The organism is Syntrophobotulus glycolicus DSM 8271 (assembly GCF_000190635.1).
Classification (GTDB): Bacteria; Bacillota; Desulfitobacteriia; order Desulfitobacteriales; family Syntrophobotulaceae; genus Syntrophobotulus; species Syntrophobotulus glycolicus.
The window spans coordinates 1523652-1545032 of record NC_015172.1; the positions used below are offsets into that span (position 1 = coordinate 1523652).

At 47.8% G+C, this 21381-nt stretch carries 16 protein-coding genes; 1 reads left to right on the forward strand and 15 read right to left on the reverse strand.

Annotated features, from left to right (window positions below):
- Window positions 1-2 precede the first annotated feature (2 nt).
- From SGLY_RS07530 to SGLY_RS07600, 15 genes are all read right to left on the reverse strand, one after another.
- Window positions 3-1160 (reverse strand): Coenzyme F420 hydrogenase/dehydrogenase, beta subunit C-terminal domain, encoded by a 1158-nt coding sequence (locus SGLY_RS07530; RefSeq protein WP_013624679.1) that lies wholly within the window; start codon window positions 1158-1160, stop codon window positions 3-5.
- Window positions 1138-2679 carry a lipopolysaccharide biosynthesis protein gene (locus SGLY_RS07535; RefSeq protein WP_013624680.1) on the reverse strand — a complete coding sequence of 514 codons (1542 nt, stop codon included), beginning with the start codon at window positions 2677-2679 and terminating at the stop codon, window positions 1138-1140. The genes SGLY_RS07530 and SGLY_RS07535 overlap by 23 nt, the downstream gene beginning before the upstream one ends.
- Entirely contained in the window at window positions 2676-3767 is a 1092-nt protein-coding gene (locus tag SGLY_RS07540) for a polysaccharide pyruvyl transferase family protein (RefSeq protein WP_013624681.1), read from the reverse strand. Before SGLY_RS07540 ends, SGLY_RS07535 begins: the two co-directional genes overlap by 4 nt.
- A gap of 7 nt (window positions 3768-3774) precedes the next feature.
- Entirely contained in the window at window positions 3775-5130 is a 1356-nt protein-coding gene (locus tag SGLY_RS07545; protein WP_013624682.1) for an O-antigen ligase family protein, read from the reverse strand.
- A 37-nt stretch (window positions 5131-5167) separates the two neighbouring features.
- Window positions 5168-6355 carry a glycosyltransferase gene (locus SGLY_RS07550; RefSeq protein ID WP_013624683.1) on the reverse strand — a complete coding sequence of 396 codons (1188 nt, stop codon included), beginning with the start codon at window positions 6353-6355 and terminating at the stop codon, window positions 5168-5170.
- Between the two features lie 34 nt (window positions 6356-6389).
- Window positions 6390-7484, reverse strand: coding sequence for a glycosyltransferase (locus SGLY_RS07555; protein WP_013624684.1), 1095 nt, complete (start codon window positions 7482-7484; stop codon window positions 6390-6392).
- A 64-nt stretch (window positions 7485-7548) separates the two neighbouring features.
- Window positions 7549-8730, reverse strand: a complete 1182-nt coding sequence (locus tag SGLY_RS07560; RefSeq protein WP_013624685.1) for a glycosyltransferase family 4 protein — start codon at window positions 8728-8730, stop codon at window positions 7549-7551.
- A 6-nt stretch (window positions 8731-8736) separates the two neighbouring features.
- The gene (locus SGLY_RS07565) at window positions 8737-9450 is read right to left on the reverse strand and encodes a sugar transferase (RefSeq protein WP_207635584.1); all 714 of its coding nucleotides are present in this window, start codon (window positions 9448-9450) and stop codon (window positions 8737-8739) included.
- Window positions 9451-9483: 33 nt separating this feature from the next.
- On the reverse strand, window positions 9484-10152 hold the full coding sequence (locus SGLY_RS07570) for a D-sedoheptulose-7-phosphate isomerase (RefSeq protein WP_013624687.1): 669 nt from the start codon (window positions 10150-10152) through the stop codon (window positions 9484-9486).
- A 16-nt stretch (window positions 10153-10168) separates the two neighbouring features.
- Window positions 10169-11458: an HAD-IIIA family hydrolase gene (locus SGLY_RS07575; RefSeq protein WP_013624688.1), complete on the reverse strand. Its 1290-nt coding sequence runs from the start codon at window positions 11456-11458 to the stop codon at window positions 10169-10171.
- A 13-nt stretch (window positions 11459-11471) separates the two neighbouring features.
- Window positions 11472-12485 (reverse strand): GHMP family kinase ATP-binding protein, encoded by a 1014-nt coding sequence (locus SGLY_RS07580; RefSeq protein ID WP_013624689.1) that lies wholly within the window; start codon window positions 12483-12485, stop codon window positions 11472-11474.
- A 137-nt stretch (window positions 12486-12622) separates the two neighbouring features.
- Window positions 12623-13120, reverse strand: coding sequence for a hypothetical protein (locus SGLY_RS07585; protein ID WP_013624690.1), 498 nt, complete (start codon window positions 13118-13120; stop codon window positions 12623-12625).
- Window positions 13121-13275: 155 nt separating this feature from the next.
- Window positions 13276-14412: a tyrosine-type recombinase/integrase gene (locus tag SGLY_RS07590; protein WP_013624691.1), complete on the reverse strand. Its 1137-nt coding sequence runs from the start codon at window positions 14410-14412 to the stop codon at window positions 13276-13278.
- Between the two features lie 310 nt (window positions 14413-14722).
- Window positions 14723-17077, reverse strand: coding sequence for a heavy metal translocating P-type ATPase (locus SGLY_RS07595; protein ID WP_013624692.1), 2355 nt, complete (start codon window positions 17075-17077; stop codon window positions 14723-14725).
- Window positions 17078-17209: 132 nt separating this feature from the next.
- Window positions 17210-17587 (reverse strand): ArsR/SmtB family transcription factor, encoded by a 378-nt coding sequence (locus SGLY_RS07600; protein ID WP_013624693.1) that lies wholly within the window; start codon window positions 17585-17587, stop codon window positions 17210-17212.
- Between the two features lie 266 nt (window positions 17588-17853).
- Between SGLY_RS07600 and SGLY_RS17110 the strand changes: the two genes are divergently transcribed.
- Window positions 17854-21357, forward strand: coding sequence for a cell wall-binding repeat-containing protein (locus SGLY_RS17110; RefSeq protein ID WP_013624694.1), 3504 nt, complete (start codon window positions 17854-17856; stop codon window positions 21355-21357).
- Window positions 21358-21381: the final 24 nt, after the last annotated feature.

Below are 21381 nucleotides of genomic sequence, written 5' to 3' on the forward strand. Positions count from 1 at the left end.
GCTCAATACTGCATGATTCGTTTTAGAGCAAACTTGCTTTTGCATTTGATGCGGTAAAAGCGGCCAAAATATTTCCGGCACGCATAGTGAAAGCCGTTCCGGGTATAATTGTTCCAAAACACAAAGCGCAGAGACGGTTCCGGGCAGGGCGATTCCAGCCGGGGCTGCATAATTTCGGCGATGGCGGATTCGTACAATTGCAACGAGGGAGAAACGGCTGCCAACAGACTTGCACCTTTGTCTGTGTTTGTCAGCACGGTAGATATCCCGTTGGGAAGATCAAGCTGTTGTGCGGACAGATCAACATGTCCGCAATCGGCGATTGTGATATCGGAAACGCGGGGGAGGCAGGCATACGGGCAGCTGTAACAAGACGGCCTCATGATGATTCCGGCGTAGAACAATGGATTATATTGATTCCAGGTTTGGTCTAAAGAAACCGACAATCCTTTTTCCAGGTGACAAAGCTCATTTGAAGAAAGATAACCGCTTGTTTTTGGCCGGAACTGATAATTTGTAATGATGGAATGATATCTTTTTTCCAGATCTCTGATAAAATCCGCCCAGATTACCGGACTGGACACGCCGTGACAGACCAGGTCGCAGAAAATTACACTTGAAAGGGAAAGGCTTGTCTTCGTCAATCTGTTTTTTACAGCCGCATTCTGGCAGGGTGTTCCGGTAAAAAGCACGAGCTTTCCCACGGACAGATCATCTCTTATCTGTTCATAGATGCCGGCCATATTGCTTTGTACATACTTGGAACCTTTGAAAAAATCCCGCTGGGCGGCTGTCAATGCCCTTTGATGTTCAACGGTCATCCTCTTGCCAAAGCCTGCGCCGTAGACGGCTCCGCCGAATCTTAAAATGTGATCGGAGAGTGCTGTAAATACCCCGCCCGATGTACTTGTCAGACAAACCTCAGAGCTGATATGTCGGGCAATATACGCTTTGGGTTTTCTTGCCCCTTTCGGGGCGATCGGCTGAATAAACGGGCAAACGTGCGCACAATCCTGACAATTGACGCATTTGGACGAGTCGATGCTGGGATATAAAAAGCCCTCCTCGTCAGCCTTCATTTCAATAGCCGCCCCGGAGCAGACATCCTTGCAGGCCCCGCAGCCACAGCAGTGTGCTTTATTTTGAAGAAATACTGCCATATGTCGTTCCCTCTTTCTTAAAAAAAGATTGGATCCGCTTGAAAAGATATTTTAATTGCCTTGGTTCAAAAACCAGCACGTTCAGGAAAGCGAGAATAAGGGCATGGATGCCGACAAGAAGTGCCCGCATGATCCATTGGATGATGTTATCGGCAGACCAGGGAAACAGCAGGTAAGGAAGTACGGTGATCGCACATACGATGAAGGCGCGTAGTATTCTCCCGCAGGATTCTTGCAAGGGGAGAGCGGTAATGTGTTTTGTGACAAAAAGTAAAAGCGCCCATGTGCGATAAAGATCGGAAAGGATTGAGGCGGCGACAATTCCATGTAAGCCGAAGGGAAAGGCGAGAATGATTCCGCCTCCTGTGATAATCAGAGCGGCGGCAGTGCTTTGTGTTCTGGTTTCTTTGTATTTCCCCGCCGCAATGACCAATACGCTCTGAGGGGCTTTCATACAATAGCAAAAACCGCTGAGGACAAACAAGAAAGCAATTGAAGGGATTTCATATGTCACATCCGTAATATTTCTGGTATACAACCTGATAAATGGCAGGATCATGACCAGCGTTACGGAATAAGCCGCACTCAGCAGAAAATAATAGATCACTTCAAATTCCCTGATCAAAGAGTTCAGTTTGTCTGTCTCTTTTCGGGCGATGACATCACCGAAACCGGCTGACAGCCCGTTGGTGAAGATGCCCATGATACCGTTTATGCCGCCAATCACCAGATAATAGACGGTATAAACGCTGACTGATTTCAGACCGAGAATAACTGTGGTAAGAATGATCGGCATACCTGACTGCACAGCGGCCAAGAGCTGTTGATAAAAAACATCCCACCGTTGTTTGAGCGCCCCGGTGTTCGGCTTTGCGTTAAAATTTAAATATCGATAGTGTTTCCGGCAGTACAACATAAGCAGCAAAGTGCGCACAGAGATCGAGAATAGGGCCAGGAAACGAACCATAACGATATTCAGCCCGCCGGATGCTGTGAGACAGACAATGAGGGCATATAAAGCAAGATGAATTACATTGGAACAGGAAATGACATAAGTGCGCTGATCGGCAGTCAATATCGACCTGTATTTGGCAAGGGTAAAGAATTCAAGGGCTCCGTTTGTCCCTAAAATCAGGGTGAGCAGAAAAATTTCGGTTTGAGTAAGATGTTGAGCATAGACCAACACAGGGTATAAGAAAGCAAGTAAAAGGACGAAGATACAAAAAAAATAGCCTGTTTGGATGTAAAACCTTTTTGCTCCCGCAACAATTCCGCTGATTTCGTCAGTTTGTCCCTGGGCAAGCGGCTTATATAAAGAAAAGACCACAGCCCCGCTCAATCCGGCCTCTAGTAAGCTGAAATAGGAAATGAACTGGGTTAGGGAAGAGATCAGTCCGTTTACTTCGGAACCGTAATGGACCAACAGAACGTGAGGAATAATAAATCCGACGGCTAGTGTTACACTCTGAAGGACGGCCGCTCCAATTGTATTTTTAATGAATTTTTCCGTTCTGCTCATATCCATTCCTTGATCATGTTTCGGAGATAACGGACAGCGCTTTGCCGGTCCTGATTAAGAATAGAGTCCACTTGACGGTAATCAATCTCCGTAAAGCTGTTTTCTCCCAATGCGGAGTTTCTGTTTTCCAGATGAAAGTGTTCCACAATATTTTTCAGCCTGGAATTGGTATCCGAAGAATACTCAAAGAAAAAATTTTTCTTGAGGTTAATGGAAAAAGCAATTCCGTGGAAGGAATTTGTTACGACAGATTGAGCATTGATGAACAGGGAAAGCCATTCTCTCGGCGTCGCATCACAAAAGAACTCAGTGTTGCTTTTGAACCGGTTTAAAAAATTCCCCCCGATGCGAACCAGCCTGCAGCCGGTTTTGGCAGACAATCTCCGGGCAAACCGATAGAGGGCTTCGGAATCCTTCACAGTGTAGTACAGGAGATAACGCTCATCGCCAAAAACTGGGGGTGCCGCTTCACCTGCCCACTCTTCGCCGGTCAGCAACAGCGTAGGATCGGGAACAATAGGGGGAACGATTCCCGTAAGACTTTTCACAAGGGCTTGTCCGGCCTGCTCCCGGACACAGAGGTGGCGGAACCGTTTGAGCAGCTCTCCGATCTTTTCCTGCTCTGTCGCAGAGGGGAAAGATTCCAGGCCAAAGCTGGGGGCGTAGGAAGCTTTTTTCTGATCATCCGTACAAAAGTCCAAAAAATAGCTGTAATCATGATTGGTTATCTCGGTATTCCATACCTGATCGCTGCCGCAGATCAACAGATCATACCGGGCTTGCAGGGGACTGAGGCCGGAAGGATGGGTGAGGCAACGCTTTGGATAAAACCGCATGGTTCTTTCAAAATCGGAAAAGCCTCGGTATCCTTTGTGATGGATGATTTTTCTGACCAGCGGCTGGAGCAGGCTTGTTATCGGCTTTTTCGAGGTGTTTTCGGCATGTCTTTCCCAGCGCATATGATCATTGTGATAATTGATTACCTCAACATCTCCGCCCAGTCTTTCAAGGGAGCGGTACAAGGCGAACAGCTGAAGGGAAGCGCCAAAGCTTGAAGAATGGGGAAATGAAAGAATACCAATGTTCATTTTGAGATCATCTCCTTTCTGTCGGGGGAAAATTGGGGTTGAGGCCTTTGGCTTGTGGCAGCTGCCTATTCAAGATCATCCAGCAAAAGATGAGGTAAAAGGGTAAGTAGTAGTCAAACAGCTCGTTAAGGAAGAAGCTGATCATGATCAGCAGTACAACCGGGAAATAGTTAAAAAATACTCTCTTGCTTGTCCTTTGCCGGATAAAAAGAGCAAAGGACACCGGTATCAAATACAGGATCGCTCCGATCAGGCCAAGATGGTAGACGATTTCAAGATAAAAATTGTGGACTGCCCTGCCGTTTATCATGTTATTGTTGGCACCTACGCCAAAACACAAAGTGAACGGACGCTGCTTCAAAAAATCGATGTACCATAGCCACAGCGCGGAGCGGCCTGTTGTCGCGTCCTCTGTTTGAAAGCGCCTGATCATGATGTTGATCAGCTCAATCCGTTCCTGAAGGATGGCAAGTATAACGGCTGAGAGGACGATAGCAATACCAATGATGACCAATAAACGTCTTTTCTTTGATCCCGCTTTCAACAAAGTAAAGGCAGAGACAAAAACCAGCAGGGAGTAGAACAGCGTAAACGATTTGCTGTAAGTAAGAAAGCCAAATCCTGATAATATGATAAAAAGCAACCAGTATTCAATTCCTAGCTCTTTCTTAAGATAGAGAACAGTGAGGGCGGCAAGACAGATCATAATTCCCGCCGAATAGTAATTTGGATCGGAAACCAAACCGGTGAACCTGGAATAAAGCACTCCGTCGATATACAGAGAATCAGCTTGAGAAAGGTAATAATTGATTTTGGGCAGTGAAGCTTTGAAAAGCCCCATAGTCGAAGAAGTGATCAGGCCAAGGGAGAATAGAAGGGTCATCTTTTTGAGGTAATCCGGGCCGGCGCGTTCTGTAAACAGCAAAAACAGCAGAAGGAAGGCGCAGAGCTTGACTATGGTCAGAAAATCACCTGAAAATTGCACAAGCAGATACGCAAGGAGGATGAGCACAGAAAACAGTGTTGTACATCTGATTGTCTTCCTTTTCAAAGCAAGCACAGCGACAAGAATAAAAAGCAAAATGGTATACAGTGAGGTTGGAAAGCCACCAATTTTATAAATGGCGGCAAATGGCAATAGAAAAGCCATTTGGCTGAACATGTCTCGTTCTGTAAGGAACAAAAGCATACAGACATGGATGACAAATGCCGACAGCGCAAAGACCGGGCTGAACAGGCCGCCAAGCAGGAGAGCAGCTGATGCCAGGCTAAGCCCAAAACATGATAAAAGGCTTAAACCTTGCCGGTCAGCCGAGAGTCCATCATATTCATACGGATATTTCCTCAATACAATACTGCTCATTTGATTAACTCCATATTTGGTAAAAAATAGTAATTGATCAGTCGATGAGCCGATAAAACTCATTTAACGCCGAGGAATTGTCGTACCGGCGCGTGAAAAGCTGCCGCTTTTTGACCGCTGTTAAGCTCTCTCTGTTTTCAAAAACCCCTTTGAGGCCCTTTATAAGTCCTCCTGTGCTGTTCTCGCAGACAAAGCCTGTTCCGCTGCCGGCAACCATTTCCACCGCGGAAACTGTAGCTGTTGTCAATATCGGCAGCCCAAGGAGTTGAGCTTCTCCGAATACCATGGGAGCCGCTTCATGAAAGGACGGGACCAAAAGCAAATCCGCATTTGTCATATAGCGATAGGGATTACTTTGATTTCCGTACATTTGCACATATCCTTCTAAGCCGAGTACCCGGATCTGAGCTTTCAGCTTATTCTCGAAAGAACGCGTACCTCCGCCGACAATATGCCAAAGAAAAGAGTGTCCATCATTTTTTAAGACGGATAAGGCTTCCAAGGCCCGAAAATGTCCTTTTTCTTCACTGAGTCTGGCTACGGTCACGATATTGAGGATATCCTTGCGGTAAGCGAGCGGCTCATTTCCAGCCAGGGTCAGGATTTTTTTCTGATTATGGCAATTCCTGACGACAGTGGTCTTCCCGGCCAGTCCCGGTTCCGCCGAAAGGAAGATATCCTTTACACTTTGGGAAACAACGGCGATACGGTCAAACCTCTTATAAATGTGATGATTATGGCGGTTATTTAACCCGTAGGCGACATAATCACAATGAATAAAAGCTGCCTTTTGTTTTGACAGGACATTATGCAAAACAAATTCGTTGCACCCGCCATAGAGGCTGTTGGGCGGTGCTGACTGAGTGCAGGATATCGCCCAATCGTAGCCTGAATATTTGCGGTTGGAGGCAAAGATCAGCTTATAAGGGAGGGTATCGCCACATACTTTTGTGAGCCCGCCGAGAAGATACCTTGTCAGCCAGAGATGAACTCCTTTTTCCCAAGACTCTTTTTGAGAGATGGCAATAAGATCAGCCAGAGAATTTGCCGCCATGAGATTCACAGATAAAGGCAGGTCCTCGATGTCATTGGCATCCGGATGGAAGAGGAGCAAATCGACGCTGATTTTTTTGTCTTTATCCAGTTCCTGCAACAGATTGCAAAGAGAGGTGGCGATACCGCCCGCCCGCAGAGTTGTCATCACAAACAAAAGTCTTTTTTGCATTCGCCGGCTCCTGATTGATCATCCTCATGATCAGTTAAATAATTTGATGAAGAAATTCATTAAACCGCTGAAATACGACAGCATTGGAAAAGTGTTTCTCGAAAATCTCATAAGAATATCTGTTAAACGGGGGAGAGTCTACGGCAAGCCAGGAACGGATAGCAGAAATAAAAGCGCTGTTGTTTTTGCAGAGCCCCCCGATTTTATTGAAATCACCGGAGATTCCTTCAAACGCTTCCGGTGTTGCAAAAACAGCTTTCCCGTATTTTAACGCTTCCACTGTTTTTGTTTTCATCCCTGAGCCGGAATAGATCGGGCAGATCACTGCCTTGGCGTCGATATAAGCCTGCTCAATATTCTCCAAAAAACCTTTTAATACAACCTTGGGATTAGAGGTGACTTGCCGGTTTTTGGCAAGCGCTTCACAGCAGTCGCCAGCTACCCAAAGTGTAATATTAAGGTAAGGGAGGGCATGCAGGATGAAACTTGTGATTCCTTCCACATTTGCAAAAAAATTTCCGCCGACAAAGAGAAAATAACCTTTTTGGCCGGCTGACTGGATTTTCCGGATATCGGCACTGGGATAACTGGTCGGCAGACAGCAGTCAGCTTTCCGACCGTACAATTGCTGAAGATCGCGGCTGTCTCTTTCATTTAAGGTAATGATGCAATCCGCATATTTCGTACAAATTCTTTCATTATGTTTGATATACAGATACATAAAATAGTCTCTCATCAGCAGGGAGCTCAGATATTTTTGGCGGTAAAATACAGTCTCAACATTATGGTAAAAAACAACCGTTTTTATTTTTTTGCCGCACACGGACTTAACATAATCTCCGTAAATAGACCCGTTAAAAAATGCGGCATCGTAATTTAAATGCAGTAACTGGTTCAGCTGAGCGGCGGCTTGGGGTGTATGCCCGTAACTTTGCCTGAAGGCCATGTTCATCATCCGCTTGACTGTATTGGGTTTTTTTAAGAATAGGTAATCAATGTTTTCCTGCCGCATAGAATGCTGAACCATACTCAGAACCCGCCGCGCACCATATTCGCCGCCGTCAGCGGGCTGATTGCCGCCGCTGGCGCCTCTACCGACAAATAACAGCTTTTTTTTGCCCTTTGCCATGAATAAACCTCCCATCCTGTTGGCTGCCGATTATGTATCTGAGGATATTTGCCCGGCTCATCTGTCAGCCCGCTACACTTTGGATGATCCTAACCCATTTTTCCGAGAGGACCTTCCAGGAATATTTGTTTTCTACCAACTGTTGTCCGTTTTGGCCGATTTTTTCTCTTAGAGCCGGATCATGGTACAGCGTCAGGATTTTTTCCAGATAATCTTCCGGCCGCTCTGCCAGCAGAAAGTCCCGTCCGGCTATTCCCTCCAAACCTTCGGCGGCAATTGAGGAGATGACTGTCGGGGTTCCCACAAGCATGCTTTCCAAAACCTTATTCTGCATACCGGCCCCGCTGCGAATGGGGGCGACCATGGCGATGCACCGGCTGATCAGTTCAAAGGGATTTTCCACAAACCCGGTGATGATGATCCCTTCAGTCTTCGCCAGCTCACAGACTTTTTTGGTCGGTTCGATCCCGATAATGTAAAAAATCAGTTCAGGAATTCTCAATTTGAGCCTGGGGAATACTTTTCGGCAGAACCATAAAACCGCGTCTTCATTAGGCTGATAAGACATTTTCCCTAAAAAACAAATTTTATTCTGGTCTTTCAGGTAATTGCTTTTGCGAACGGCAATATCATCCCGTACGGCAACAGGGACGATCGTTATCTTGTCAGGACCTGCTCCCAATTGTTCCAAATAAGCCTTGTCTACCGGAGAAATAATAATATTTCGGTCAAAATGATTGACAATATCTCGTTCATAAGCTTTCAGCCGTTTGTGCTCCGTACGGTAAATGATTCTTTTTATCCCGTTGGAATGGTGAATCGTGTTTTGATAGGTATAAGAGATTGCATCATGCATATCCAGGATTTTCTTGATTCCCTGGAGCGGTTTGGCATATTCGGCTGCCCTTACATGATTTGCAATGACCACGTCGTAATCCTGACTCAAGACTGACAGCCTGGCTGAAAAAAGCCTGTTTTGATATAAACCAACCTGAAATGGACGCCTGTGGTTAAACAAGCATTTTAACAGGTTGCAAATGACCTCGGTTTTGCGCAGGGGGATCGTTTCAACATAATCGAAAACGTCTTTAAGCTCCTGGTCATAGCTCTTTTCCTGAGAGGTAAGCTGAAGCAGGCCGACGGAATGTCCGGCGCTTTTCAGATGCTTGGCGGTATTGAATATGCGAATTCGGAATCCGGCGGTCAGGGGATAAGGAATCCTTGTTGATAATATGAGAATATTGATTTTCGATCACCTCGCACCATGATGGTTGAATACAATAACGACAGTTTTTAAAATTAATTGAATATCCAGGACTAAGGACTGGTTTTTCATATACTCGACATCCAGCAGAATCTTTTCTTCCGGCAGCAAGTCATAGCCGCCGTTGACCTGAGCCAGGCCTGTAAGTCCAGGCTTGACCATCAGTCTTTGATGGAAGCCATGAATGTAAGTTTCAAATTGATCATAAAAAATTTTGCGCTCGGGACGAGGCCCGACCAGACTCATATGGCCGGTCAGGATGTTAAGCAACTGAGGCAGCTCGTCCAGCCTGGTTTTGCGGATCAGCCGTCCGACCCGCGTCAGCCTGTCGTCTTCTTTGGAAGCCCAGCGCGGTCCGTCCGCTTCGGCATCAATCCGCATGGAGCGGAATTTAAAAAGCCGGAATGGTTTTCCGTTTAATCCCAGGCGCTCCTGAGTAAACAGGGCCGGGCCTTCTGAATCAAGCTTAATCCATACCCCAATGAGCAGCATGGGAAAAAATAAGATCAGGAGTCCGTTCAGGCTGACCGCCAGATCAAGCAAGCGTTTTAGAGAGCGGTAGACAAATCCGTTTTTTAGAGAGCAAAGCTGCTCGATCATAATAATGTCATCATTACTTAGATTTGTTTTTCCCGGCTCATGGGCGGTGTGAATGGCCGCCGCATTGTCAATCATTTTTTTTAAAGCAGTTGCTTCAATCATCCTTGAAGACACCTTCCTTTAACTCCTTGCCGGTTAATACTTACTACACCCAAAAAAACAGTCCTCAAGCATCAGGCACCAGCAATGATAAATGGGAAGGTGCAGCTCCTGAATCCGATATGTCACCGTCTCCGGCACCCGCACCGTGACATCAGCTATTTGAGACAGCATGCTGGGGCGGTCACCGGTCAGCCCGATGATTTTCATGTTTTTTGCTTTTGCCGCTACGGCTGCGTACAAAAGGTTTTGAGAATTCCCGGACGTAGAAATCGCCAGAAAAACATCCGGTTTTTGCCCGTAAACGTGTACCTGCTGGGCATAACAGAGCAGACCGTCAACATCATTGGCATATGCGGTGTTCAGAGCCGGATGGTTTTGGAGAGCGATAGCGGGAAGTCCGTCTTGAAGCTTGACGGCCAATTCGTTTCCCCTGGTCGCATCGATGGCGATCATGGAGTCAATCAGTCTCTTGCTCAGCTTGCGTGGAAGTTCGAAGCTTTTCATCAGCTCGCCCACGATGTGTTCGGCATCGGCCGCACTGCCGCCGTTTCCTGCGATGAGCAGCTTGCCCCCGTTTTTATAGCAGGCTTCCATAAAAAAATAGGCCCGGAGGATATCTTCGCCGATAGGCGAGAGTGCGGGATATCGTTTAAGTAATTCAATATGTCGCCGCAGTTGAGATCCTATACTGCTCATAGACATCAAGACCCATCCTTTCTCATCTGTCCAAAATGGTACAAATACAGTCATAAAGGGTCGGAAAGCTTTTGGCGTTTAGAGGTGGCTCCTCCCCGATGAAGCATACCTGGCAGCCCGCGCTGAGTCCCGCCTGTATATCACTTTCGCTATCCCCGATCATCCAGGAGCGGGACAGATCGATATTGAATTTTTGGGCCGCTTTTCGCAGCATTCCCGGCTTTGGTTTCCGACAATCACAATGGATTTTCAGCTCCGGACGTTCTCCGGCAAAGCCTTTGCGGGGGTGATGAGGGCAGTAATAAAGCGCGTCGATATAGGCGCCCTGGCGGCCAAGCAGGGTTTCCATCTTATGATGAATCTCCTGTAATCCTTCCGGAGAAAGTTCACCCCTGGCAATGACCGGCTGGTTAGTCACGACAATGGCCAGGTAGCCGCTGTCATTAATCTTTCTGATGGCATCAGCCACATTGTCCATCAAGGCAAAATCTTCAATACTGGTCAGAAAACCGACATGCTTATTGATGATCCCATCCCTGTCTAAAAAGACTGCCCGCTGTCTGTTCGAGAGATTTTTTTCTCCGACGATTCCTGTCCTGACGGCGGAGCTTACGGAGCTGAGACGTTCCGGGGTTCCCATGTCTTTAACATATTCCGGGGAATCATAGGCGTACAGCCTGCCGGTTGCGATCAGGGGCTGCAAAATATCCCGGTCCAGGTCCCTCTTCTGCAGAGTGGCAAAGGCAGACAAAATCTCAGGGGAAAGGATATGTAAGCCCGCATTCACGCGGTTGGGGCAATACATGCGGACATCCTCGCTGTGGAGCCATCTTTTTACGCGGCTTTCCTGATCCGTCACAATAATGCCGCTGTCATAAGGATGGCTGTTCGGGTGTGTAAACAGCGTTGCCAATCCTTTCTTATCCCTGTGAAACTGATAAAAGCGGTTGATATCAATATCAAAGATGATATCCCCGTTCAGCAGCAGGAAATCCTCTTTGCATTTATCCCGGAGCCAGTACAGAGCGCCTGCCGTACCCAAAGGCTCTTCCTCCGCCACATAGGAAAGATGAACGCCGAAAGGCTTTCCGGTTGCCGGAGAGCGTTTATCCCCATTGCCGAAGTAAGTCTGAATCGTATGGGACAAATAACCGACGGTCACTGTAATATCCGTAAACCCTTGTTTGTGCAGGCACTCAATCTGATGTTCCAGGACCGGTTTACCCAAAACCGGTATCATGGGTTTGGGTATCCTTGAATGGACGGCGGAAATTCGTGTGCCTCTGCCACCGGCTGTGATGACAACCTTCATATCTGATCCCATCCTATCCTACGAGTAATTCAACAGGCTCATAGTTTTCCGGCATATAATGAATGATCCGTGTTCCTTGATTTTCAAAGCGAAAGGGAACATAGAGCAAGCTCTTTAACGCTTCCTGAACAGCTTTTTTCCTGCCAGGTTCCACATAAAACAAGAAGAAGCCTCCGCCTCCCGCACCGAGCAGTTTTCCGCCTACTGCCCCGGCTTTTATTGCGGCATTGTAAAGCTCGTCAATGGAATCTGTCGAAATCTTACTGGTGAGATTTCTTTTGATTTTCCAGGTATGATCCAAGAGCTCTCCGAAGTCTTTTAAATCTCCGTATTGAGAGGTGAGAATCTTTTCGGCCTCCTTTACAAGGGACAGGATTTCCAGCAGCTGTCTTTTTTTGTCGGTGATCGCCTGTTTTGTTGACACTTGAATATCGCAGGAGAATCTTGAAAAACCGGTAAAGAACAGCAACAAATTGTCATTTAACTGCCGTTTCCTTTCAGGGAGCATAATGAGGGGATTTACCGTGTAGCCATCGGCACTGAAATCGATTCGGTTAAACCCTCCAAAGGCGGCGGCAATCTGGTCCTGCTCGCCCCCGGCCTCCTTGCACAGCACCCGTTCCAGGTAGATCGCATCACTGGCCAATTTCCCCTTATCAGCATATTGGCCCTTTAAGGCAAAAAATGCGTTCAGCAGACCGACGGCAAAAGAGCTGCTTGTACCAAGGCCGGAGCGTGCCGGGAGATCGGCCTCATAAGTCAGCCTCAGCTCATGCAGATCTAAATATTTCATTGCTTCGCGTATGGCCGGATGACGGATCTCATCTGTTGAGGTCACACGCTCGGTAATGGAATAAGACAATTCTGTGGAATAGGCAAAGAATCTTGGCAAATGGCGAACCGTAACATAGCAGTATTTATCAAAGGTGGTTGAGATGACCGAACCTTTGTGCTCCCGATAAAATTCGGGGAAATCTGTTCCGCCTCCAAAAAAGGACATTCTTAGCGGGGTCTGTGTAATAATCATCGCTTCATCTCCTATAAATTACTTGAACAAAGAAAAAAATGAATGTACTATAATTAGGATTATTTTTCGGCCGGAAACGACCCTGCGGAGATATTTTGATGTATCTTCGGAAAATCCGATCGGGCTTGGCATCGCTGTTATAGGCTTATTGCGGGAACAAGCTGGAGCACAGCAGGATAAAAGCGCCCTTCTTGCCGGTAATAAAGATCAAAAATCTGAGCAAGCTCCCTAAATATGTACTCTTGAATAAATGTCTGCGCTACGTTCTCCTGGCAATATTCTGTCAATCTTCTTGAACCGCCGGCTGTTGTGGAAAATAAATCCTGATAGCCCTGTTCCGTTTTTTCTTGAATAATAAACATTCCGATCCAATGAAAGAGAGGGGAGACGCGGTAAATAAAACGAAATCCTGCCGATGGCGGATAAACTCCATAAAGAACCCTTGTAACGCAATCCGTGGAAAATTCCGTGCACCAGGGGAAGACACGGTTTTCCAGAAGCTCGCTCAGCACAGACAAAAGCTCCTGCTTCTTTGCCGGTTTCATAACAGGATCTGCCTTCCCGAAAGAAACTTCATCATAAAATGCTTGCTTTTCTGACAAGGGATCGCTCAGAGGAATCTCAAGGTGGTGCATAAAATCCCTTCCTTTTGGAACAATTCTTTTAGAGGATGTTCTGAGGACCTATATTGTCGCTGTTTTATTTAAACCGCGACAGGACAGGGGCAAACATCGTTGTTCAGGCCCATGCCAGGGTAGTGTCTATTTTTTATGACAGCTGATAATCCACGCTACATCGCGCTTATCCACTGCTTTTCATAAAAAGAATTCATTTTATCTATGGCAATAATCTTTTGTTCCATCAGGGAATGGGCATAGGTATTCAGCGTGACAGTCACACTGGAATGTCCCAATAACTCGCTGAGCGTTTTAATGTCCACACTCATTTCCAGAGCCCTGGTTGCAAAAGTATGTCGTATGGCATGGAATTTCCGGGGCGTAATCTTCGCTTTATCCAACAGCCTTTTATAGACCCTCTGATAAGTTCTTGGGTCTGTAGGGCCTTTTTTATTGGAAAAAATATAGGAATCCTCTTTCGATTGAGAGCTTTCTAAAGATCGCATCTTTTGAATCAAAAAATTGGGTATGGGGATTTTACGCATAGAACTGCGGCTTTTCGGAGTAGTAATTGAAAGTTGAGTTTTTCCGTGTTGGGTATTCTTTTTTTTGATTCGGGACACGGTTCCATTAATGAGAAGAGTTTTGGCATCCAGATCAACATCCTTCCAGCTTAAAGCGCATAGTTCACCCAGCCGGATCCCGGTGTAAAAACACAATAAAATGCCCACAGACCTGATATCATTGTCCCTCATGATTTCAGCTTCAATCAAACGTTGTTCTTTCATGGAAAAAACTGCTACCGGCACGCTTTTGGACTTGGGCAGATGAAAAGCCTCCATGATGGATCTGTAATTTTCAGCATTCTTGAAAATTTTTTTCAGGGCAGTTTTAAAAATCGACAGCACTTTTCTTTTATAGGTCTCCGACAAATGCTGATTGCGGCTGATATAGCTGATAAAATATTTGATATGCCCTTCAGAAATCGCTCCTCCTCCAATCTCCAGCGAATCAAAAAACGGAATGACATAGGTTGCCATGCAATAATAATAGCTGTCGTATGTTGTGGGCTTAACACGTTCGCGAACATCATCATTGAGCCATTTTTTCAATAGACAGGATAAAGGATGACGACTATTCGGGGACGTTTCAGGGAGACTCAGAAAAGCTTTCATTAGCTTCTCCTTTTTATTTTGCACTTCATCGTAACTTTGTCCGTATAAATACCGATGTTTGCCGTCCGGCTTCAATACACGGCAGACCCAGCGGCCATCCTTACGTTCATAAATGTTTTCTCCGAATTTACTCACTTTATTTTGCACCTCAGCTATTTAATTTAGGATAGTTCGTGGGCCAGAATACAAGATCCGACAAAAATTATCATAAATAATAGTTTAACTTGCAATCTATACCATTTTTTCTTATAATATAAAAAAAGCTGTCGCGGTTTAAATAAAACCGCGACAGCTTTCGACATCGAGAAGAGAAATAAAACAACAACCGGAATGAACAGGTTGTTGTTTTATTTCTCTTCTTTTATTTCCGTCAATACTCTGCGGGAGAGATCAACGGATGCTGCTGTCAGAATTCGTTTGAAATGAAGTGAAGCAGGGCTTGGCCCTATTCGACGACACGCATAGCCCTCATGGCATTGAGAATGGCAATGATCGCCACACCCACATCCCCGAATACGGCTTCCCACATGGTGGCAATTCCTAAAGCGCCCAGGACAAGGATGACGGCCTTTACTCCCAAGGCAAAAAGAATATTCTGCCACACTATGCCGCGGGTTTTGTGCGCAATCCGGATTGCGGAAACAAGCTTTGAGGGTTCATCCGTCATCAGCACGACATCGGCTGCCTCAATGGCCGCATCGGAGCCGAGCCCTCCCATCGCGATGCCGATATCTGAACGGGCAAGCACGGGGGCATCGTTGACGCCGTCGCCGACGAAGACCAGTTTCCCCTTGGCTGGTTTCTCCTTTTCCAGGTTTTCCAGCTGTTCAACCTTTTGATGGGGCAGAAGGTCGGCGTAAACCGCGTCAAGTCCGATTTCACCGGCGATTTTCTCGCCGACGGTTTTGCTGTCCCCTGTCAGCATGACAAGGCTTCTCACTCCGATGGAGCGCAAATCCTTGATTGCCTGCTTACTGTCCGGTTTAATTTCGTCAGAGATGACAATGGTTCCGGCAAAGACTCCGTCAACGGCAAGATAGACAACGGTGCCCGAGGTGTCCTCCTTTTGACAGGGAATATTCTCGGCATCCAGAAGTTTGCTGTTTCCGGCCAGTACCGTCTTTCCGTCCACCTTGACCCGGATACCGAGCCCGGATAGTTCCTCATGCTCCGAGAGCTTCCGGGTGTCAATTTCCTGACCGTAAGCCTTTTGAATGGAAAGGGCAATGGGGTGGTTGGAATAACCTTCGGCGTGGGCGGCATAGAAGAGCAGATCATCCTGTGACCAGCCGCCTGCGGCTGTAATTTGGGCAACGTTAAACACGCCTTTTGTCAAAGTGCCTGTTTTATCAAAGACAACCGTATCCACATTATTCAGGGCCTCCAGATAATTGCTTCCCTTAATCAAAATGCCGTTTTTCGAGGCGCCGCCGATGCCGCCGAAAAAGCTGAGAGGAATCGAAATGACCAAGGCGCAGGGACAAGATACAACTAAAAAGACCAGGGCGCGGTTAATCCAATCCGCGAATGTTGCTTCGGCAATAAGCAAAGGCGGAATTACGGCCAGGGCGAGAGCGGCAAAGACCACAAAGGGGGTATAGTATCTGGCGAATTTTGTGATAAAGTTCTCCGTAGGAGCCTTCTTGCTGCTGGCATTTTGCACCAGATCCAAAATTTTAGAAATGGTGGATTCGCCAAATTCCTTGGATACCTCAATCGTCAGCAAGCCATTTTTGTTGATTGAGCCGGACAGAACCTCGCTTCCGGGTTCCACATCTCTGGGGAGGGATTCCCCGGTCAGGGCCGAAAGATCCAAAGCCGATCTGCCGTCCAGGACTCTGCCGTCAAGAGGAACCTTTTCTCCGGGCTTGACAATAATGACATCTCCGATCCCGACTTCTTCCGGTGTGACCTTACGCAATTCATTACCGATTTGCAGATTGGCAAAATCCGGGCGGATGTCCATAAGGGAAGAAATCGACTTGCGGGAGCGGTTGACGGCAAGCTGCTGAAAAGCCTCGCCAATCTGATAAAAGAGCATGACGGCAACACCTTCGGGATATTCGCCGATGGCAAAGGCGCCTATCGTAGCCACGCTCATCAGGAAGTTTTCATCAAAAACCTGACCCTTGGAAATGTTTTTCAATGCCCTGTATATGACTTCGCCGCCGATCAGGAGATAACTGAGAAAAAATAAAATGAATTCTGCCGGCGTCCCGAAATCGAACAGCATACCGGCGGCAAAGATTGCCGCACCGGTGCCCAGCCCAATACGGTAGGCCCATTTCTTCCAGAAGCGGGATGCTTCCTGGTCATTTTTTTTATTCGTATAGGAAATTTGGATGTCCGGTTCGATCTCCAGGGCGATTTGAGAGGCCTGCCGGATGATACCGGGTAAATCCTTTTGATTCAAAGCTTCGATGGTGAGCTTTTGAGAAACAAAATCAAGGACTGCCGTTTTTACTCCGTCTATCAGGTTAACCTGCTTCTCAATCTTCTGTGCACAGTCGGCACAGCACAGACCAAACAGATAGATTACCTTTTTGCCCGGCTGTAAAGTCTCCTTTTCATTCATCATGATATCAGGATCGTGCAGTTTTACGATGGAGTCCGCTTGGGCCACAAGGCTGTTGACCTTTTCCCCGTCCGCAATTTCCATCGTGAAGGTTTTGGAGACAAAATCGACGGTAGCGGAGGAGACTCCTTCCAGATTGCCGACTTCTTGCTCAATCTTTGCGGCGCAATTTCCGCAGCAAAGCCCTTCTAAAATAAATTCTTTTCTGATTATTGCTGTATCCATGTGGAAATACCGCCTTTCTGTTTCTCTTTTTAAAGGATTGGCTGCCGGAAGTCAGTTGAACGGTTGTCTTGTTATTCAACTGATGGAATAAAAAAAATCCTTTGTTAACACAATGTTCTAAAGGACTGCCGGTCAGTCTTCTAAAACATGAATCAGACCCTGATCAAAAATATTTTTCACATGCTCATCGGCCAAAGAGTAGTAAACAACTTTCCCGTCCTTACGATTTTTCACAAGCTTGGACTGTCTCAGCACTCTGAGCTGGTGGGAGATGGACGACTTGGTCATCCCCAGAAGTACAGCGATGTCGCAGACACACATTTCAGCGCGAAACAAAGCACAAAGAATCTTCACCCGTGTGGAATCGCCGAATACTTTAAACAAATCTGCCAGGTCGATCAGATTGTTTTCGTCAGGCATATGCTCCCGAACCTCACTGACGACAGCCTGATGAATGGTATTGCAGTCACAGCGATCCATACGGTCCATATCTGTAGTATATGCACACATGATTTCCTCCGCTCTCGATGGTTGAGTAATTGTTCAACTATTATTATAGGCAATATTTTATCATTGTCAAGATCAGCTGCCTTAGCCAATTGCTTAGTCAGAAAACAATTGGCTAAGGCAGAAAAATACAAAAGGAATGAAGAATCAATGCCTTGTCCCACATTTCGATTTATGTAGCACTTGTGGCCAATCTATTGATTTTTTTTCATACGGAAGATACGATGAACCCATAAAGTTAGACATATCTAACTAAAAGGGGGATGTTTATGGAGAAAATTCAAAAAGCTATTAGGAGGGAAGGTCTTTCAGCGCTGCTTATGGCGCTGATCATAGCGTTTGGCCTGAGCTTGATGAGCCCGGTCAGCGTTTCAGCCACCGACTTTGGCGACAAGAAGGTTGAGGAGCCGGAGCGGATACTGACAATTGTTTTTGATCCGCAAGGCGGAGAATTTGAGGAGGGCGGAGCTGTGACCGCCAGGGAAGTTACGCTTCCTGCCTCGTATCTCGATGAAGAATCCGACCGTTATTACGCTTCAGCCGAAGATCTTCCGGCCCTGAACGATCGTTCCGGTTACACCTTTACAGGCTGGTACCTTGATGGGGACAAGCTGGAGGAAGGCGACCGCATTTTTGATGAGGTCACATTTGAAGCGCAGTGGAACGAGCTCAGCACGGAAGAAGCTTTCGCAGGGAACAGTCCTGCGAATAAATTTGGCGATGACAAAGATTTTACCCAGCCGGGAGAGGAAGTCATCCTTCTTTTTGATCCGAAAGGCGGTGTGTTTGAAGACGGCACGATAGAGAGCAAGGAAATTACGGCTGAAGCCAGTGATCAAGATGGCGACTATTATTACTACACAGTCCGGGCTGAGGATTTTCCAAATCTGCAAAACCGTCCCGGTTGCATTTTCGAAGGCTGGTACATGGCTGAGCAGAAGTTGGAGGTCGGTGACCGCGTTTATTTAGCGCTTCTTCAATTTGATGCCAAATGGAAAGGGAAGAACGAGGCGTCTGTCGATGAAGACGTGAAAGAGTTTTTTAGCGGGACACTTCCGGATATCAGGTTTGGCGGGGCAGAGGGTGAAGCACCCGGATTATCCGTGAAGGCCTTGGCTGCCGGCGATAAAAAAAGCGCGGAGACCCTGACCGCGGACGCCGCCGCCTTAAAGATTACGACAGCGGACATCAGTTCGGCAGTCCAGTTGGATATTGCACTGGAAATGGGAACAGTCGGCACGCATGGGGTGACCATTACCATGCCGGTTCCGGAGGCGCTGGCCGGTGCCGAAGAGATTGCCGCGATCCATTATGGAAAAACGAAAGAGGCCATGATCTGCGAGTTGTCAGGAGATACCCTGAGCTTCACTTTGGAATCCTTCAGCCCGGTGGTCCTGCTGGCCGGTGAAGCGCCGAAGGTTGCAACCGTTTATATTAAAAATGTCAAAGGCGGAGCGATTTTGGCCTTTGATGCCTCCAGAGGTCAGAAAATACTGCCGGTTGGCGAAAATGTCCGGATAGACATTGGCGCCACGCTGTATACGTACCCTTATCCGATGGAAGACGGACAGGGGACAATCCGGTACCTTTCCACGAAAGCGGAAACAATGGCAGGCCGACTCATTTTTGAGGATACGGGGATGTCACAGCAAATTACAATTATGCAGGATACAATCATCTCGGCAGCCTTTGAGCGGGTTGCCGCAAGCGATGCTTCGGTAGCCGTCAATCCGGCAAAGGCCTATTTTCCTGCAGCCAAAGGAGGGGCAAGCACTTCAATCAGTACGACGCTGACCGCCTCCCGGAACGGGAGCATCCTCAGCGGTGCTGCTTTTAGAAAATCCGCGGATCAAGGCGGGTCAAGCTTTGACTTCAGTGTGACGGAAAGCGGGGAGCTGAGCAGTGAAGGGAATATTGCTTTGGGAGGCTATACCGTCTATGTCGATGTCACTTACGGCGGGCAAGCTTATGAAGGGCTTCCGGTGGCGATAACCTCCGGCTCCCGGGTAAATGTTGAATTGTACATTGCGGATAACGTGAGGAGCGGCGATCTCCTCAATATGCTGGCCAAATCTTACTATGCAAAGGAAAGCACGCTCGCAGACGTTCTGAAGAACGGCTACGGAGTTTTCCCGATCTATAATTACGACAACTTTGCCGGCATATATACAGCCGCCGGGAAAAAGGTCTCCGATGACGATGACGTAGTATCCTTGGATAAAAACTATTATTTTCTTAGACACACAAATGATGAAGGAAAGATGTACAGTCTGAAGGTTGAGGCGCTTGCCGGCGGCAGTTCAGGCGGCAGCGGCTCAGGAGGGGGTTCAGTCATAACTGACGGCAGCGGAGGAGTACCGGACTCCTCTATCACGGAAAAAGCGGATAAAATGGAAGTCAGCGTGACCGGCGGCTCCGGCAAAATGTCTTCTTCTCAACTCCGGAACCTGATCAGCAAAAATAAGGATAAGCCGGTTGTCATTTCCGGAACAAACTATACCATCACCTTTGCCCAAGGCACCATGCAGATCTCTGCCGGCCAGACCGGCATCGACTTCGGAGTCAGAATCAGTCCCGAGACAGATAACAGCAGTCTGCAAGGCCTGGCCGGGGACAGTCTGGCCCTGGTCCTGAATTTCAACCACAGCGGGGCCTTGCCGGGTGAAGCCTCCATTACCATCAAAGCAGGCAGCAAGTATGCGGGCCAGACCCTTCATTATTATTACTGCAATCAAAGCACCGGCCAGCTGGAGTACCGGCAGAGCGCTGTTGTGGACACCAATGGCTTTGTCACCGTCACGCAGAATCGCTGCTCCGACTATGTCTTTCTGACGGAAAAACAGACCGGCAGTCCGGGCAGAACTTATGGGGAGAACCGTTATGATACGGCTTTGGAAATCGCCAGGACCTATTTTACCAAGGGAGCGGATACCGTCGTTCTCGTCCGGGGAGACATTTCTGCCGACGCCCTGCCGGCGGTGCCCTTGGCCAAAAAACACAATGCCCCTCTGTTGCTTACTCCTCCCGCCAGCCTGCCGGATAACGTCTTAGCTCAGATTAAAGCTTTGGGCGCCGAAAAGGTAATCATTGTCGGCGGTCCCGGGGCCATAAAGCCCGCGGTGGCAGAAAGGCTTGAAAGTGAGGGAGTTACCGTTGAGCGGATTTACGGAGCCAACCAGTACGAAACCGCCTATGAGATTGCCAAAGTGGTCGGCAATGCCACCGGTCAAGCCGCTCTGGTCAATGGAAGCCGTAAACAAACCGCCTTCGCTGATGCGTTATCTATTGCCGCTTGGGCCGGATATCAAGGTGTGCCGATCCTTTATGCGGGTGAAAATTCCGGGACACTGCCTGAAGCCACCAACCGGGCTTTCAAGGAACTGGGCATCAGTCAAACCCTCCTGATCGGCGGGCCGGGCGTCCTGCCCCAAGCGTTGGAGGCCCTGGTCCCGAAGGCGCAGCGCTATGCCGGAACCGACCGTTACGACACCAATGCCCGGGTCTTGAAAGAGCTTCAGCCCAATGCCAAAACCCTCTATGTTGTCAGCGGAGCTGATTTCGCCGATGCCCTGGCCGGTGCGGCCGTAGCCGCCCAAAATAACGGCTGGCTGCTCCTGACCGGTACCCAGGGGGGAACGAACGGCCTGACGGCAACACAGCAAAGCCTGCTGCAGGCGGCCAAAGGAACTGTGCAGGAAATGCAGGTTTTCGGCGGTGCGGCGGCGGTGCCTCAGGCTACACTGGAAGCGGTTAAGGCTTCGCTTGGACTGTAAACGTTCCGAAATACCTCCGGGTGA